This window comes from Paraburkholderia sp. D15, assembly GCF_029910215.1.
Lineage (GTDB): Bacteria > Pseudomonadota > Gammaproteobacteria > Burkholderiales > Burkholderiaceae > Paraburkholderia.
Genome location: NZ_CP110395.1, coordinates 2718539 through 2735566 on the forward strand (window position 1 = coordinate 2718539; position 17028 = coordinate 2735566).

Sequence of the window (17028 nt, forward strand, 5' to 3'; positions counted from 1 at the left end):
CACTGTCCGCCCGCTGCCCGCCACCTGCCAATGAGTAGTGTTCCCGCCGTCGCCCCATCCCATGCCACGTCGCTCAAGGCGGACTACAAAGTGGCCAAAGCCCAGTTGCTGGAACGCTTCAAGACGGCCACCAACGTCGACGCGTTGATGGCCGCCCTCGCGCGCGCCACCGACAACTCGCTGCGCGCCGCCTGGGACACCTGCGAACTGCCGCCCGACCTCGCGTTGCTGGCAGTCGGCGGCTACGGGCGCGGCGAACTGGCGCCGCATTCGGACATCGACATCCTGGTGCTGCTGCCGGAATCGCCGGTCGCGCATCTCGAAGCGCGCATCGAGCGGTTTATCAGCCTCGCGTGGGATCTGGGGCTGGAACTCGGCAGCAGCGTGCGCAGCGTGTCGCAATGCCTCGAAGAAGCCGCCAACGACGTCACCGTGCGCACTTCGCTGCTCGAAGCGCGTCGCATCACCGGCAGCGCGCCGCTGTTCGACGATTTCGCGAAACGCTATCGCGACGCGCTCGACCCGAAGGCCTTCTTCCAGGCGAAGGTGCTGGAAATGCGCCAGCGCCACGCCAAATTCCAGGACACGCCCTACTCGCTCGAACCGAACATCAAGGAAAGTCCTGGCGGACTGCGCGATCTGCAACTGATTCTGTGGATCACGCAGGCGGCCGGCTTCGGCAGCAGTTGGCGGGAACTGGAAGCGCGCGGCCTGATCACCGAGCGCGAAGCGCGCGAGCTGCGCCGCAACGAGGGCTTTCTGAAGGCGCTGCGCGCACGGCTGCACGTGATCGCCGGACGCCGCCAGGACATTCTGGTGTTCGATCTGCAAACGCCGGTGGCCGAGAGCTTCGGCTACCAGCCGACCGCCACCAAGCGCGCCAGCGAACAGCTGATGCGCCGCTATTACTGGTCCGCCAAGGCCGTCACGCAGCTCGCCACGATCCTGATCCAGAACATCGAGGCGCAACTTTTCCCGAGCACGAGCGGCATCACGCGGGTGCTGACGGATCGTTTCGTCGAAAAACAGGGCATGCTGGAAATCGCCAGCGACGACGTGTTCCAGCGCGAGCCGAACGCGATCCTCGAAGCGTTCCTGCTGTACGAGCTGACGCCCGGCGTCAAGGGTCTGTCGGCGCGCACGCTGCGCGCGATCTACAACGCCCGCGACGCGATGGACCAGCACTGGCGGCGCGATCCGGAAAACCGCCGGCTCTTCATGGAAATCCTCAAACAGCCGGCCGGCGTCACGCACGCGTTGCGGCTGATGAACCAGACCAGCGTGCTTGGGCGCTATCTGCTGAATTTCCGGCGCATCGTCGGGCAGATGCAGCACGACCTGTATCACGTGTACACGGTCGATCAGCACATCCTGATGGTGCTGCGTAACCTGCGCCGCTTCGCGGTGGCCGAGCACGCGCACGAGTATCCGTTCTGCAGCCAGCTGATCGTCAATTTCGACCGGCCGTGGGTGCTGTACGTGGCGGCGCTGTTTCACGACATCGCGAAAGGCCGCGGCGGCGATCATTCCACGCTCGGCATGGCCGATGCGCGGCGTTTCTGCCGCAGCCACGGCATCGAGGGCGACGACGGCGCGCTGGTGGTCTGGCTGGTGCAGCAGCATCTGACCATGAGCCAGGTCGCGCAGAAACAGGACACGAGCGACCCGGAAGTCATCAAGCGCTTCGCCGAACTGGTCGGCACCGAGCGCCGGCTGACGGCGCTGTACCTGCTGACGGTCGCCGATATCCGCGGCACCAGTCCGAAGGTCTGGAATACGTGGAAGGGCAAGCTGCTCGAAGACCTGTACCGGGCGACGCTCGCCGTGCTGGGCGGCGCGCGGCCGGACGCGCATTCGGAACTGAAATCGCGTCAGGAAGAGGCGCTCGCGCTGCTGCGCCTCGAAACCGTGCCGGAAGGCGCGCAGACCGCGTTGTGGGACAAGCTCGATATCGGCTATTTCCTGCGTCACGACGCGGCGGACATCGCGTGGCAAACCCGCGTGCTGTCGCGTCATGTCGAGACGCCCGTGCCGATCGTGAGGGCGCGTCCGTCGCCGATCGGCGAGGCGTTGCAGGTGCTGGTGTACGTGAAGGATCAGCCCGATCTGTTCGCGGGCATTTGCGCGTATTTCGACCGCAACGGCCTGTCGGTGCTGGATGCGCGGGTCAGCACGACCCGCCATGGCTATGCGCTCGATAATTTCCTCGTCGCGCATACCGAGGAAGACGTGCATTATCGCGATATTGCGAATCTCGTCGAGCAGGAACTGACCGCCCGCCTCACCGGCGACGGCACCCTGCTGCCGGGACCGTCGAAGGGCCGTTTGTCGCGGCTTTCGCGGACCTTCCCGGTGACGCCGCGTGTCGACCTTCGGGCCGACGAGCGCGGCCAATATTACATCCTGTCCGTGTCGTGCAACGACCGGCCAGGCCTTCTTTATTCGATCGCGCGCGTGCTGGCCGAGCATCGGGTCGGCGTCGCCTCGGCGCGGATCAATACGCTCGGCGAACGCGTCGAAGACGTGTTTCTGCTGGATGGACACGGCCTGTCGGACAACCGTCTGCAAATTCAGGTCGAGACCGAACTGCTGCGCGCGATCGCAGTGTGAGATTTCATGCGAATCAAGTTAACAGCCAAGCATCCGCGGCCGGCTTCGTCCGAACGCGCCCCTGTCCGTACCGGCAGCACGTCGGCGCGTAAGCCGACGCGTCCCGTGCGTCCGGCCCGGCCGGAGGGTACGGGACCGTCGACGGCAGGTTCCAGCGGCGCGGGTGCGGGCAAACGGAGCACTGGCGGAGCGGGCGGCAAGCCGGCCGGCGCCGGCGCGCGTGCGCCGCGTGCGGAAGGATCGGATCGGTCTTTTTCGCGTGAGCGGGATGCGGGTGATCGGGGTGGGCGTGCTCCGCGTAAGTTTGAAGGTGCGGGTGATCGGGGCGAACGTGCTCCGCGTAGGTTTGAAGGCGCTGGTGATCGTGGCGAACGTGCTCCGCGTCGATTCGAAGGCGCTGGCGATCGGGGCGAACGCGCTCCGCGTCGATTCGAAGGCGCTGGCGATCGGGGCGAACGCGCTCCGCGTAAGTTCGAAGGTGCTGGCGATCGCGGCGAACGCGCTCCGCGTAAGTTCGAAGGCGCTGGTGATCGCGGCGAACGTGCTCCGCGTAAGTTCGAAGGCGCTGGCGATCGCGGCGAACGTGCTCCGCGTAAGTTCGAAGGTGCTGGCGATCGCGGCGAACGCGCCCCGCGTAAGTTTGAAGGCGCTGGCGATCGCAGCGAACGCGCTCCGCGTCGATTCGAAGGCGCAGGCGATCGTGGCGAACGCGCTCCGCGTAAGTTCGAAGGTGCGGGTGATCGCGGCGAACGCGCCCCGCGTCGGTTCGAAGGCGCCGGTGACCGCAGCGAACGCGCTCCACGCAAATTCGAAGGCGCTGGTGATCGCGGCGAACGCGCCCCGCGTCGATTTGAAGGCGCTGGCGACCGGGGTGAACGCGCTCCGCGTCGATTCGAAGGCGCCGGCGATCGCGGCGAACGCGCTCCGCGCAAATTCGAAGGCGCCGGCGATCGCGGCGAACGCGCCCCGCGCAAATTCGAAGGCGCCGGCGATCGCGGCGAACGCGCCCCGCGCCCTTTCGGCGACCGTCCGCCGCGTCGCGACGACGGCGAACGCCGTTCGTTCGACTCGCGTCCTGATTCGCGTCGTCCGCCGGAAGGCGGCGCACGCGGCGAACGTGACCGCGACGACCGTCCGCGCTTCAACAGCGACCGTGGCCCGCGCAGCGACAGCGCACCGCGCCGTTTCGAAGGCGAACGCGGTTCGTCCGACCGTGGCGCACGCAGCTTCGCGAAGCCGGTAAAAGACGGCTACGGCGATCGCACGGATCGCCCTGCCCGCAGCTTCGACAAAAGCGCGCCGTCAGCCGGCCGTCGCTTCGCCGACGACCGTCCCGCGCGCGCCGACAAGCCGCACGGCAACAAAGCACACGGCGACCAACCCCGCGCGCCCCAGTCCAACGCGCGCGCCGGCCACATCGACCAGGATCGCAACGACCACGGCGACCACGACAACCACGGCGACGACACCCCACGCCGCACCCCGCGTCGCGATTACGAAGACGCGCCGGGCACGCTGCGGCTCTCGAAACTGATGTCCGAACTCGGCCTCTGCTCGCGCCGCGAAGCCGACGAGTGGATCGAAAAAGGCTGGGTGCTGGTGGATGGCGAACGCATCGACACGCTCGGCACCAAGGTCCGCCCGGATCAGCGCATCGAGATCGATCCGGCCGCGGAAGCCGCGCAGGCCAGCCAGGTGACGGTGCTGATCCACAAGCCGGTCGGTCTCGTGTCGGGTCAGGCGGAAGACGGCTATCAGCCAGCTGTCACGCTCGTCACGCCGGAAAACCGCTGGGAAGGCGACCACTCGGACATCCGTTTCTCGGTTGCGCATCTGCGGCAACTGGCGCCGGCCGGCCGTCTGGACATCGATTCGACGGGCCTGCTGGTGCTCACGCAGGACGGCCGCGTCGCCAAGCAATTGATCGGCGGTCATTCGGAGATCGACAAGGAGTATCTGGTGCGCGTCGCGTACGGCGAGCACACGGTCGACGTCGAAAGCCATTTCCCGGCGGACAGTCTCGCGCTCCTGTGCCACGGCCTGTCGCTCGACGATCAGCCGCTGAAGCCCGCTCAGGTCAACTGGCAAAACGGCGAGCAGTTGCGCTTCGTGCTGCGCGAAGGCAAGAAGCGCCAGATTCGTCGCATGTGCGAACTCGTCGGCCTCGAAGTGATCGGCCTGAAACGCGTGCGGATGGGACAGGTGATGCTGGGCGCGCTGCCGCCGGGTCAATGGCGCTATCTGGCGCCGGACGAGTCCTTCTGACGCATCGAAATCGCGCGGTCACGCTGGACCGCGATGCGGCGCCCACGCGTCATCAAACAAAAACCCCACGTTCTCGCGAACGTGGGGTTTTTTTCCAACGAGACCATTTTCCGCCGGAGCGAACGAGACCACGGGACCAACGGGACCACCGCGGCTTCGCTCAATCGTCGCTATTCGGATCCAGATCCGGAAACAGCACTTCGGTGAAACCGAACTTCGCAAAGTCGTTGATCCGCATCGGATACAGCTTGCCGATCAGGTGATCGCATTCATGCTGCACGACACGCGCGTGGAAGCCCTCGGCGACGCGATCGATCGGTTTGCCGAACTGATCGAAGCCGTGGTACTTGATCATCGAAAAACGGCTCACCGCGCCGCGCAAACCCGGCACCGACAGACAGCCCTCCCACCCCTCTTCCATGTCTTGCGACACCGGCGTGATGGTCGGATTGATCAGCACCGTCTCGGGCACCGGCGGCGCATCCGGATAGCGTTCGTTGTGACCGAAGCCGAAGATCACCACCTGCAGATTCACGCCGATCTGCGGCGCGGCAAGGCCCGCGCCATTGGCATCGTGCATGGTCTCGAACATGTCCTTGATGAGCTCGTGCAATTCGGGCGTGTCGAAATGATCGACCGGCTCGGCGATTTGCAGCAAACGCGGATCGCCCATCTTGAGAATTTCGCGAATCATAACTGCCCCTCCAGGAGCTTACGCAATCCATCTTCGTCGAGTATGCGAATGCCGAGTTCCTCGGCCTTCGTCAGCTTGCTGCCCGCTTCGGCACCGGCCACCACGTAATCGGTCTTCTTCGACACCGAGCCCGCCACCTTCGCGCCGGCCGCTTCGAGCATCTCCTTCGCTTCCTCGCGGGCCAGCGTCGGCAAGGTGCCGGTCAGCACCACCGTCTTGCCGGCCAGCACGCCTTGCGGCGCCTTCGGCGCGGGCGGACCTTCGGGCCAGCTCACCTTGCCCGGCGCGCGCAACTGCTCGATCACCGTGCGGTTGTGTTCCTCGGCGAAGAATTGATGCAGCGACTCGGCCACCACCGGTCCCACATCGTTGACTTCGAGCAAGGCTTCCACCGACGCATCCATGATCGGCGTCAGCGAGCCGAAATGCTTCGCCAGATCTTTCGCGGTGGATTCGCCGACGTGACGGATACCGAGCGCGTAGATGAAGCGCGCGAGCGTGGTGTGCTTGGCCTTTTCGAGCGAATCGAGCAGATTCTGCGCGGATTTGTCGGCGAAACGGTCGAGTTCCGCGAGCGTCGAGAAACCGAGGTTGAACAGATCGGCCGGCGTGCGCACGAGGTTCTGCTCGACCAGTTGATCGATGATCTTTTCGCCCAAACCGTCGATATCCAGCGCGCGCCGCTGCGCGAAATGCCACAGCGCCTGCTTGCGTTGCGCCGGACAGAACAGGCCGCCGGTGCAGCGTGCGATCGCCTCGTCCGGCAGCCGCTCGATGGCCGAGCCGCACACCGGGCATTGGGTGGGCATCACGAACTCGCGGGCGTCGTCCGGGCGACGATCGAGCAGCGCGCTCACCACCTCGGGAATCACGTCGCCGGCACGCCGCACGATCACCGTGTCGCCGATCCGGATATCCTTGCGGCGCACTTCGTCCTCGTTATGCAGCGTGGCGTTCGTCACCGTCGCGCCGCCGACGAACACCGGCTCCAGCCGCGCCACCGGCGTGATCGCACCGGTACGGCCGACCTGCACGTCGATCGCGAGCAACCGCGTGAGCGCTTCCTGCGCGGGAAATTTATGCGCGAGCGCGAAACGCGGCGCGCGCGACACGAAGCCGAGCGTGTCCTGCTCGTCGCGCCGGTTGACCTTGTACACCACGCCGTCGATGTCGTACGGCAGGCTGTCGCGCTTCTCGCCGATGCCGTGGAAAAACCCGAGCAAACCGTCGGCGCCCTGCACCACCGCCCGTTCGCCGTTCACCGGCAAACCGAGTTCCTTGTACCAGTCGAGCATGTCGCTATGCGTGCCCGGCATCTCGAAGCCTTCGAGCACGCCGATCCCATACGCGAAAAACGACAGCGGCCGTTGCGCGGTGATCTTCGAATCGAGTTGCCGCAAGCTGCCCGCCGCCGCATTGCGCGGATTCGCGAATTCCTTCTGCCCGGCGGCGCGCTGGCGTTCGTTCAGACGCTCGAAGTCGCGCTTGAACATCAGCACTTCGCCGCGCACGTCGAGCACGCGCGGGATGCGCTTGCCCTTGAGCTTGAGCGGGATCGAGCGGATCGTGCGGACGTTTTCGGTGACGTTCTCGCCGGTCGCGCCGTCGCCGCGCGTGGCGGCCTGCACGAACACACCGTCGACGTAGCGCAACGAGATCGCAAGGCCGTCGAATTTGAGTTCCGCCGCGTAGTCGACCGGCACCGGCGGCTCGCTCGCGTTCTTGCCAAGCGCGTCGCCGACGCGTTTGTCGAACGCGACGATGTCTTCGTCGGCGAAACCGTTGTTCAGCGACAGCATCGGCTGGTCGTGCACGACCGGCTCGAAGCCGCTCGCCGCTTCGCCGCCCACGCGCTGGGTCGGCGAGTCCGGCACGATCAGATCGGGATGCTCGCCCTCGAGGCGCTCCAGCTCCTTGAACAGCTTGTCGTACTCGGCGTCCGGCAAATCCGGCTGATCGAGCACGTAGTACGCGTAATTCGCGCGTTCGAGTTCCGCGCGCAGCCACGCGGCGCGTTCTGCGGGCGCGCTGTTTGCCGGGTCGGAGGCGGGGGTTCGGGCCATACGTTGGGACAATTTTTCAGTGAAATTCAGACTGGGATTATGGCAGGAAGCGTGCCCCTTTACATCGGCCGGATGAGGGGTGGCAGGCGCGCGCCATCCGTGCAAACGACAACGGCCGCACATCGTGCGGCCGTCGGCAAACGCGTTCGGGAAAATCCCGGGGCTTCGACGCTTACTGGCTGAACAACCGGCGCGTGGCCGGCGAACCCGCCGGAATGCCGGCCTGTTCGAGTTTCGCGTACAGCGTCATCAGCTGCTTTTCGATCGCCAGCAGCGCGCTTTCCGGCAGCGGCCGGCGGCCGTCGTCGACCACCCGTCCACCGATACGCTCGGCCAACGATTTCGCGTAGTCGCACATCAGCCGGAACGGCAGGATGTCTTCGTCGGCGACCGGCACGTCGAGCACCAGCGTGATCATCTGGCCGCCCTTGTAGGTCAGGTCGTCGCGCAGGAAGTTGGTGTCGCCGAACTGCAGCATGAATACCGGGCTTTGCTTCGCGTCGAGCTTGACGAAGCGCGTGCCGTCGCGCGACAGCAGCAGACCGTCCTGCGACGCGACCGCCTGCACGTAGTTGGCCGACCACGGCGCGCCGTCGGACAGCACATTGATCGACAACTGCGCGTCGCACTGCGCGGCAAAGCCGTCCAGCTCGCGCGCCATCGCGACGGTTTCGAGCATGTCGGGGAATTCCGGCGCCGCGTCCAGCGCGTCAGCGAATTGCTGGACGCCGGTCACGAACTCCGAGAACTCCAGTTCGTTCAGCGCGCCGCTGCGGTTCGCCAGTTGCGCGGCCGCGCGCAGTTCTTCGTAGCGCGCGCCGTTTTGCAGCAGTTCCCACGCGCCGCCTTCGAGCTTGCCTTCGATATGCACCGGCTTGCTGCCGGCGCGGCGCAGACGCTGCGCGAGCGGAATCACCTTGTCGCCGGCCACCGGGCCATTCAGCCGGATCGGCACGATACAGTCGATGCGCCGGTCGACGATGGCCGGCGGCGCCGACGAGATCGTCGTGGCGGCGGGCAGGATCGGTTCGACGGGTTCGTCGCCATGAGTGCCATGAGTGCCATGTGTGCCATGCGCGCCGTGTGCGCCATGAGCCGCTTCAGCCCCGGCCGGTGTGCCGCCTTCAGCCTCGGCGATGCCTTCGCTTTCCGGATACCCGTTCGGCGTGGTCGTCTCGGCCTGGATATCGGCCGCCGTGTCCAGCGGCGCCGCCGCGCCGAACGTCGGCTCGACGCGCGCGGCGCCTGTATCCGCCGCCGCGTCGGCACCGACGACCGGCTCGCGGCGCGTGGCCGGCCGGGCCGGCTCGATGAACGGGCTCTGCTCTTCCTGGTCGTCGCGCGCGAAGCTCTCGGCGCTATCGGCCGGCATCGGGCGCGGCATCTTGCGACGCACCTTCGCACCCTGCCACGCGTTGTACACGACCACTCCCCCGACCACCACGGCGCCAGCGCCGATCAAACCGAGTGTCAACTCGTCCATGCATGCTCCATCAGCAATTCTTTTATCTGCGCGGCTGATCGCCCGCTTCGCGTTGCACGCGGCCTTGAGCCGCTGCGCTGAACGCGGGCGCCCGCGCGGTTCGATTCAAGCGGAAACTCAAACGATATTCTGGGCGAAACCGGCAGCCGTTTCCATGTCGACCGCCACGATCCGCGACACGCCCTGCTCCTGCATGGTCACGCCGATCAGCTGCTGCGCCATTTCCATCGCGATCTTGTTGTGCGAAATGAACAGGAACTGGGTCTTGTCCGACATCGCCCGCACGAGGTTCGCGAAACGTTCGGTGTTGGCGTCGTCGAGCGGCGCGTCCACTTCGTCGAGCAGACAGAAAGGCGCGGGATTCAGCTGGAACATCGCGAACACCAGCGCGGTGGCGGTCAGCGCCTTTTCGCCGCCCGACAGCAGGTGAATCGTCGAATTCTTCTTGCCCGGCGGTTGCGCCATCACCTGCACGCCGGCGTCGAGAATTTCGTCGCCGGTCATGATCAGCTTCGCCTGGCCGCCGCCGAACAGACGCGGGAACAGTTCGCCGAAGTGGTGATTCACCTGGTCGAACGTGCCTTGCAGCAGCGTGCGCGTTTCGGCGTCGATCTTGCGGATCGCGTCTTCGAGCGTTTCGATCGCGTTGTTCAGATCCAGCGACTGCGCGTCGAGGAAGCCCTTGCGCTCGGTCGCCGCCTTCAGTTCGTCGAGCGCGGCCATGTTGACGGGCCCAAGCGCGGTGATCGCGTTGTTGATGCGCGTGACTTCGCCCTGCAGGTACGACGGCTTCATGTCCGGCGTGAGCTTGGCCTGCAGCTCGGCTTCATCGACACCGGCCGCGGCCAGTTGCTCGATGAACTGCTCGCCGTTCAGACGCGCGGCCTGTTCCTTCAACTGCAATTCGTTGATGCGGTCGCGCAGCGGCTGCAACGCGCGCTCGGCGGTCAGACGGGTTTCGTCCGCGGCGCGCAGCTTCGCGGTCAGATCGTCCAGTTCGAGACGCGCGGCATGCAGCGCCTCTTCCTTCACCGCGCGGATGTCGAGCGCGTCCTGCAAGCCGGTGTGCGCGGTCTGCTCGTTGATGGTTTCAAGCTCGGCGCGAGCGTCTTCCAGCGACGCCGCGACGCGTTCGCTCTGCTCATGCGCGACCTGGATGCTGCGCTTCAACTCCTCGATGCGGTTCGCCATGTTGCGCGCGGCGAACCGCGCGTCGGTGGCGGCACGATCGAGGTCGCGCGATTGCCCGCGCGCGGCGGTGAGTGCTTCGTCCAGCGCTTCGAACGCGAGCTGATGATCTTCGAAGCGGGCCTGCAATTCGGCCAGTTCGCCATCGTGACGTTCGAAATTCGCTTCGGATTCCGCACGCATCGCGCGCTGTTCGTCGATCTGAGCGGTGATCTCTTCGAGCTCTTCGCGGATCTGCGTGCTGCGCTGCGTGTAGCGCTCATGCGCCTGCGTGAGCTTGAGCACGTCCATCTGCAATGCATGCACGCGCTGGGTCGCGCGCTCGGCCTGCTGACGCACGTCGGTCAGCGCCTGCGCGGCTTGCGTGTGCGCGGCTTCGGCGCGGATCGCGGCGGCCTTCGCTTCGTCTGCGAGCAAAGCCTGCGCGCGCACCTGGCGGCCGAGATTTTCGATTTCCTGCTGACGGGCCAGCATGCCGGCCTGTTCGGAATCGGCGGCATACAACTGCACGCCGACGCGCGTCACCACATGCCCCGCCTTGACGACGAAGGCACCGCCTTCCGGCAATTGCGAACGCGTGGCGAGCGCCTGCTGCAGGTCGTCCGCGACGAACACCTGGCTGAGCCAGTCGTTCAGCACCGCGCGAATGCCGGCGTCGTCGATCCGCACCAGCGACAGCAGCGGCCGCAACGCAGCCGGCGCGGCAACCGGCTGAGCGGCCAGCGGCGGCGCGTAGAACGCCAGCTTGGCGGGCGGCGCATCGGTCGCGAAGGCCTTGACCCAGTCGAGATTCGACACTTCGAGCGCGGCGAGGCGCTCGCGCAGCACGGCTTCGAGCGCGGCTTCCCAGCCGGCCTCGACATGCAGCTTCTTCCACAGACGCGGCAGGCTACCCAGTTCGTGCTTGTCGAGCCACGGCTGGATCTTGCCCTCGGTCTGCACGTTTTCCTGCAGTTGCTTGAGCGCGGCAAGCCGGGCGTCGAGCTGATGAATCTGCGCGCTTTCCGACTGCACGCGCTCCTGGGCGGCGCGCCGTTCGGCGTCCAGACGCGGCAGGGTTTCCTGCGCGTCCGCGAGACGCGCCTGGGCGTCGTGGAGAATTTCCTCGTGCTCGGCGAGCTGCATGCGCAACTCCTCGAGCTGCGTTTCGTCGGGCGCGTCGAGACCGCCCGCTTCCGACTTCAGCCGCTCGTGACGCTGCTGCAACTGCTGCAGTTGCTGGTCGGCATTGCGTTGATGCGCGGCTTCGAGCTTGAGCGCCTGTTCCGTCTGCGCGATGCCGCCGCGCTCCGCGTTCAGTTCGCTCTGCGCATCGCGCCAGCGCGCTTCGAGCGCGGGCATCGCGTCGTGCTTCGCGGCGGCTTCTTCTTCGGCGATAACGGCCTTTTCCTCGGCGACGGCGAGTTGTTCCTCGGCATCTTCGAGATCGCCTTGCGCCTTTTCCGCCTGCGATTGCCACTGTTCGCGCTGCGCGGTCAACGCGGCGATCTGCGCCTGCACGCGGTTACGCGATTCGACGATGAACTTGATCTCGGCTTCGAGCCGGCTGACTTCCGCGTTGGCCTCGTAGAGCGCGCCTTGCGCGCCCTGCATCGCATCGCTCGCGGAGTAATGCGCGACGCGCAGCGTTTCGAGCTGCGCCTCGACTTCGCGCAGCTTTGCGGTCTGCGCTTCAAGGTCGATCTGCGCCTGTTCGATCGCGCGCTGCTGACGTTCCTGCTCGCCGCCGGCTTCGTTCTTGCGCAACAGCCACAGGAGACGCTGCTTCTCTTCGCCGTCGCTTTGCAGATCCTTGTATTTCGTCGCGACGATCGCCTGCGCTTCGAGCTTCTCGAGATTCGCGCCGAGTTCGCGGACGATGTCCTCGACCCGCGTCAGATTCTCGCGCGTGTCGTGCAGACGGTTTTCGGTTTCGCGGCGGCGTTCCTTGTACTTGGACACGCCCGCGGCTTCCTCCAGGAACACCCGCAGTTCCTCGGGCTTCGCCTCGATCAGCCGCGCGATCATGCCCTGCCCGATGATCGCGTAGGCGCGCGGCCCGAGACCGGTGCCGAGGAAGATGTCCTGGATGTCGCGGCGGCGCGCCGGCAGATTGTTGATGTAGTAGCTCGAGGTGCCGTCGCGCGTGAGCACGCGCTTCACGGCGATTTCGGCATACTGGCCCCACTGGCCGGCGGCACGGCCGTCGGCGTTGTCGAACACGAGTTCGACACTGGCACGGCTGCCCGGCTTGCGCGCGGTCGAGCCGTTGAAGATCACGTCCTGCATCGACTCGCCGCGCAGCTCGGAGGCGCGCGATTCGCCGAGCACCCAGCGCACGGCGTCGATGATGTTGGACTTGCCGCACCCGTTCGGTCCGACCACGCCGACAAGCTGGCCCGGAACCTGGAAATGCGTGGGATCGACGAATGACTTGAAGCCAGCGAGTTTGATCGAGGTCAGACGCACGGCGATTTCGCTGTTTGAAAAGGGAAAGAATCGGGTAGCTCGCGCAGTCCGCGCGGACCGTTCGCCCGTTCGGCGGCGCGGCCCGCGACGCTGCGCGGCACGAGTGCCGGCTACACGCGGTCAGGCATGCGCCGGCTAATGAGGGGCAATCATACCATCGCGCGTGAGCGGTTCTTACCGTCCTTACGGTCTGTTTCCACGCCGCCGGCAGGGCTCGCGTCCTCGCTCGCCGGGTCCGGCGGCACGGCCTTGCTGCGATGCACCCAGCTGGACAGCGCCGAGGCCAGCACGATGCACAAGCCGCCCGCCCATTCGCGCGGACCGGGCGTCTCGCCGGCGAAAAGCCACGCGGACAAGGCGGTCACGACGATCTCGAACAGCATGATGATCGACGCCCGGTTGGCCGGCACGCGCGACAGTCCGTATTGCACCAGCATATTGTTCGACGCGAGCAGCAGGCCGAGTCCGAGCACCAGCAGACCGGCCGTGCCCAGATGCGCGCCGGTGGGCGGCGCCGGCATCGCCTCGAACAGCGACGCGCAGGCGCTGAACACCGCCGCGCCGCCGAAGATCGTCGCGGTGCGCATTTCCGGCCGCATCTCCGGCAAGACGCGGCTCGTCTTGAGGATCAGCACGTTGCTCATCGCGAAGCCCATGCCGCCCGCGAGGCCGGCCCATTCGGCGAGATTGCCGGGCACCGGGATGCCGAGCTGCGGCGACCACAGCATGGTCATCGCGCCGGCCAGCGACAGCGCGGCGAGTCCCGCGCCCGCCCACGTCAACCGTTCGTGCAGGATGAAATGCGCGAACAGCGCGGTCCATGCCGGGGTGAGATAGAACAGCAGCAGCACGCGCATCACCTGCCCGTGAATCGAACCCCACACGAAGCCGAGATTGGTGACGCCCGCGGCCAGCGCCAGCGCGGGCAGCAGCCAGTGCCAGCGCACGGTCTTCAGCGCGCGGAAACGCACCAGCAAGACGAACAGGCAGCCGGCCGCGCTCGTCAGCGCGCTCGCCGCCGTGCCGGTCACGCCGAGCGCGGCCAGCATGCGCAGCGGATACCAGATCATTCCCCACACCGACGCGCCCAGCATGATCGCGAGCGTCGGCCAGCCGTTGCGAAGCCAGTTGGTCGTGGTGCTCATGATGTGGCGCTCCCGTCAGGGTTCGCGTGGTGGACGCGTCCGATGCGCCCTTTGCGTCTGGAACTCCCGAGGACTGCTGCGTGCATTGCTGCTCCTGCTTCTCTTTTGCGCGAACCGTCGGCGGTTCGCGTCGTTCCCGCTGCAACGCAGTCGCTGCGCCGCCTGGCGGGTTGCGCCGGGTTGATGCCGGCGCGATTCTGTTTTTGCCTCACGGGTTCGCCTGCCATGCCGGACCCGTCCGGTGCGTGCCGCGACGAAGCGGCCGCCACGCTATAATCCTTCGTTCGCCGCCGCTATCCGCTTCCGGCCGGCGCGCATTTTTCCGCGTATGTGCCGCATGTCTTCCGCATTTGCGCCACCTACGTTGCGCGCCGCCTCAGGCGTCACGCCAGCGGCCCGCGTGTCCAGCATCCCGCTTCATCCGTCTGCGCCCACTCTCGATCAGGCTCGTCCGCCCAGTGAACCCGCTACTCGACTCTCTCCAGCCCTATCCGTTCGAAAAGCTGCGCGCGCTTTTCAAGGACGTCACGCCGCCCGCCGGCCTCGCGCACATCAGCTTCGGCATCGGCGAGCCGAAACATCCGACGCCCACGCTGATCCGCGACGCCGTGATCGCGTCGCTCGGCGGTCTCGCCGCGTATCCGGCCACGGCCGGCACGCCGGCGCTGCGCGAAGCGATCGCGGCATGGGTCACGCAGCGCTACCATCTGTCGCCGGTCGATCCGGCCACCCAGGTGCTACCGGTGTCGGGCTCGCGCGAGGCGCTGTTCGCGCTCGCGCAGACGGTGCTCGATCCGAAGCGTGGCCGCGGCCAGGCTGATGGCCAGGCTGACAACGAGCCTGCGATCGTACTCTGTCCGAACCCGTTCTACCAAATCTACGAAGGCGCCGCGTTGCTTGCCGGCGCGCAGCCGTACTTCGTGAACAGCGACCCGGCGCGCAACTTCGCGTGCGACTATTCGGCGGTCCCCGCCGATATCTGGGCGCGCACCCAGCTGCTGTACGTATGCTCGCCGGGCAACCCGACCGGCGCGGTGCTCACGCTCGACGACTGGCGCGAACTGTTCGCGCTGTCGGACCGCTACGGCTTCGTGATCGCGTCGGACGAATGCTATTCGGAGATCTACTTCGACGAAGCGCAGCCGCCGCTCGGCGGTCTGGAAGCGGCGCAGCGCTTGGGCCGCGGTTTCGAGCGGCTCGTGATGCTGTCGAGCCTGTCCAAGCGCTCGAACGTGCCGGGCATGCGCTCCGGCTTCGTGGCCGGCGACGCCGCGATCCTCAAGGACTTCCTGCTATACCGGACATACCACGGCGCGGCCTTGTCGACGGTATTCCAGAATGCCAGCATCGCGGCCTGGAACGACGAGACGCACGTGCGCGAGAACCGCGCGAAGTATCTGCAGAAGTTTTCCACCGTCACGCCGATGCTCGCCGAGGTGCTCGACGTGCGTCTGCCGGACGCCGCGTTCTACCTGTGGGCGGACGTCTCGCGCACCGGCCTGTCGGACACCGAGTTCGCCCAGCGCCTTTACGCCGACTATAATGTGACGGTTCTGCCCGGCTCGTTCCTCGCGCGCACCGCGCACGGCGTGAACCCCGGCCGCAATTTCGTGCGCATGGCGCTGGTCGCCGACGTCGACGAATGCACGCAAGGCGCACAGCGTATCGTCGACTTTTGCCGCTCGCTCGCGGGCTGAGTTCGCGGCGGGTTACGACACAGCAGCAGCGACAGGAACAGTGGCGGGAGCAATGTCCATGCGCGCGGCGCTTCGGCGTCGCGAGCCACTGCCCCGCGCACCGCGCGCCGCATTCCCATCTTCAGACTTCAACTCTTCAGAAAATCACGCATATGTCGCAACAACTTCAGAGCATCATTGACAACGCCTGGGAAAACCGCGCCGAACTGTCGCCGAAGGCCGCTCCGGCCGACGTGCGCGAAGCCGTCGCCCACGCGATCGAACAACTGGACAAGGGTGCGCTGCGCGTCGCCGAGAAGAAGGACGGCGGCTGGGTCGTCAATCAGTGGCTGAAGAAGGCCGTGCTGCTGTCGTTCCGCCTCGAAGACAACGCGCCGATGCCGGCCGGCGGCTACAGCCAGTTCTACGACAAGGTGCCGTCGAAGTTCGCCAACTACACCGCCGAAGACTTCGCGGCCGGCGGCTTCCGCGTGGTGCCGCCCGCCATTGCGCGCCGCGGCTCGTTCATCGCGAAGAACGTCGTGTTGATGCCGTCGTACACCAACATCGGCGCCTACGTCGACGAAGGCACGATGGTCGACACGTGGGCCACCGTCGGCTCGTGCGCGCAGATCGGCAAGAACGTGCACCTGTCGGGCGGCGTGGGCATCGGCGGCGTGCTGGAGCCGCTGCAGGCGAACCCGGTCATCATCGAGGACAACTGCTTCATCGGCGCGCGCTCGGAAGTCGTGGAAGGCGTGATCGTCGAGGAAAACTCGGTGATCTCGATGGGCGTGTACCTCGGCCAGAGCACCAAGATCTACGACCGCGAAACCGGCGAAGTCACCTACGGCCGCATTCCGGCGGGCTCGGTGGTGGTGGCGGGCAACCTGCCGTCGAAGGACGGCTCGCACAGCCTGTACTGCGCGGTGATCGTCAAGAAGGTCGACGCGAAGACCCGCGCGAAGGTCGGCCTGAACGAGCTGCTGCGAGGCGATTGATGGCGCGCGGCACGAAGACCGTCGTGTACGGCATCCCGAACTGCGACACCGTGAAGAAGGCCCGCGTGTGGCTGGAAGAGCACGGCGTCGAGTTCGAGTTTCACGACTTCAAGAAGCATGGCGTGACCGAGCCGCTGGTGCAGGACTGGCTGAAGGACGTCAAGCTCGACGCGCTGCTGAACCGTCGCGGCACGACATGGCGCGGCCTGTCCGACGACATGAAGGCGGCGGCGGACACGCAGCCGGGCGCGATCGCGTTGATGATCCACAAGCCGTCGGTGATCAAGCGGCCGGTGCTGGTGGTCAACGGCCGCGTCAAGTCGCTCGGTTTTTCCGCCGACGAGTACGCGGCGCTGTTTGCTTGAACGCTGTTCGCGTGAGCACGGTTTGCATAAGCGATTGCATGAGCTTGACCGCATAAGCATGACCGCATGAGCGCGGTCGCATGAGTCCGG

10 protein-coding genes are annotated in these 17028 nt (G+C 66.4%); 5 read left to right on the forward strand and 5 right to left on the reverse strand.

Going from position 1 to position 17028, the window contains the following annotated elements:
* Positions 1-30 precede the first annotated feature (30 nt).
* Both LFL96_RS11640 and LFL96_RS11645 read left to right on the forward strand, forming a co-directional pair.
* Positions 31-2610, forward strand: a complete 2580-nt coding sequence (locus LFL96_RS11640; RefSeq protein ID WP_280995397.1) for a [protein-PII] uridylyltransferase — start codon at positions 31-33, stop codon at positions 2608-2610.
* 6 nt (positions 2611-2616) lie between these two features.
* Positions 2617-4875: a pseudouridine synthase gene (locus LFL96_RS11645; protein ID WP_280995398.1), complete on the forward strand. Its 2259-nt coding sequence runs from the start codon at positions 2617-2619 to the stop codon at positions 4873-4875.
* Positions 4876-5035: 160 nt separating this feature from the next.
* Here the strand turns inward: LFL96_RS11645 and def are convergent, their stop codons facing one another.
* From def to LFL96_RS11670, 5 genes are all read right to left on the reverse strand, one after another.
* Positions 5036-5569: a peptide deformylase gene (gene def, locus LFL96_RS11650; RefSeq protein ID WP_280995399.1), complete on the reverse strand. Its 534-nt coding sequence runs from the start codon at positions 5567-5569 to the stop codon at positions 5036-5038.
* Positions 5566-7632 carry an NAD-dependent DNA ligase LigA gene (ligA, locus tag LFL96_RS11655; protein ID WP_280995400.1) on the reverse strand — a complete coding sequence of 689 codons (2067 nt, stop codon included), beginning with the start codon at positions 7630-7632 and terminating at the stop codon, positions 5566-5568. The genes def and ligA overlap by 4 nt, the downstream gene beginning before the upstream one ends.
* A 172-nt stretch (positions 7633-7804) precedes the next feature.
* Positions 7805-9115 carry a cell division protein ZipA C-terminal FtsZ-binding domain-containing protein gene (locus LFL96_RS11660; RefSeq protein ID WP_280995401.1) on the reverse strand — a complete coding sequence of 437 codons (1311 nt, stop codon included), beginning with the start codon at positions 9113-9115 and terminating at the stop codon, positions 7805-7807.
* 117 nt (positions 9116-9232) lie between these two features.
* Entirely contained in the window at positions 9233-12751 is a 3519-nt protein-coding gene (gene smc, locus LFL96_RS11665; RefSeq protein ID WP_280995402.1) for a chromosome segregation protein SMC, read from the reverse strand.
* Positions 12752-12900: 149 nt separating this feature from the next.
* Complete coding sequence (locus LFL96_RS11670) at positions 12901-13896, reverse strand: DMT family transporter (RefSeq protein ID WP_280995403.1); 996 nt, start codon at positions 13894-13896, stop codon at positions 12901-12903.
* A 458-nt stretch (positions 13897-14354) separates the two neighbouring features.
* On the opposite strand from LFL96_RS11670, the gene dapC reads away from it, so the two are divergent.
* From dapC to LFL96_RS11685, 3 genes are all read left to right on the forward strand, one after another.
* Positions 14355-15593, forward strand: a complete 1239-nt coding sequence (gene dapC, locus LFL96_RS11675) for a succinyldiaminopimelate transaminase (protein WP_280995404.1) — start codon at positions 14355-14357, stop codon at positions 15591-15593.
* A 152-nt stretch (positions 15594-15745) separates the two neighbouring features.
* The gene (gene dapD / locus LFL96_RS11680) at positions 15746-16573 is read left to right on the forward strand and encodes a 2,3,4,5-tetrahydropyridine-2,6-dicarboxylate N-succinyltransferase (RefSeq protein WP_280995405.1); all 828 of its coding nucleotides are present in this window, start codon (positions 15746-15748) and stop codon (positions 16571-16573) included.
* A complete protein-coding gene (locus LFL96_RS11685) occupies positions 16573-16938 on the forward strand; it encodes an ArsC family reductase (RefSeq protein ID WP_011488878.1) in 366 nt (121 codons plus the stop codon). The genes dapD and LFL96_RS11685 overlap by 1 nt, the downstream gene beginning before the upstream one ends.
* Positions 16939-17028 lie beyond the last annotated feature (90 nt).

Coding starts and splice junctions, on each gene's coding strand:
- LFL96_RS11640 (WP_280995397.1), top strand. CDS start 31: ATGAGTAGTGTTCCCGCCGTCGCCCCATCCCATGCCACGTCGCTCAAG.
- LFL96_RS11645 (WP_280995398.1), top strand. CDS start 2,617: ATGCGAATCAAGTTAACAGCCAAGCATCCGCGGCCGGCTTCGTCCGAA.
- def (WP_280995399.1), bottom strand. CDS start 5,569: ATGATTCGCGAAATTCTCAAGATGGGCGATCCGCGTTTGCTGCAAATC.
- ligA (WP_280995400.1), bottom strand. CDS start 7,632: ATGGCCCGAACCCCCGCCTCCGACCCGGCAAACAGCGCGCCCGCAGAA.
- LFL96_RS11660 (WP_280995401.1), bottom strand. CDS start 9,115: ATGGACGAGTTGACACTCGGTTTGATCGGCGCTGGCGCCGTGGTGGTC.
- LFL96_RS11670 (WP_280995403.1), bottom strand. CDS start 13,896: ATGAGCACCACGACCAACTGGCTTCGCAACGGCTGGCCGACGCTCGCG.
- dapD (WP_280995405.1), top strand. CDS start 15,746: ATGTCGCAACAACTTCAGAGCATCATTGACAACGCCTGGGAAAACCGC.
- LFL96_RS11685 (WP_011488878.1), top strand. CDS start 16,573: ATGGCGCGCGGCACGAAGACCGTCGTGTACGGCATCCCGAACTGCGAC.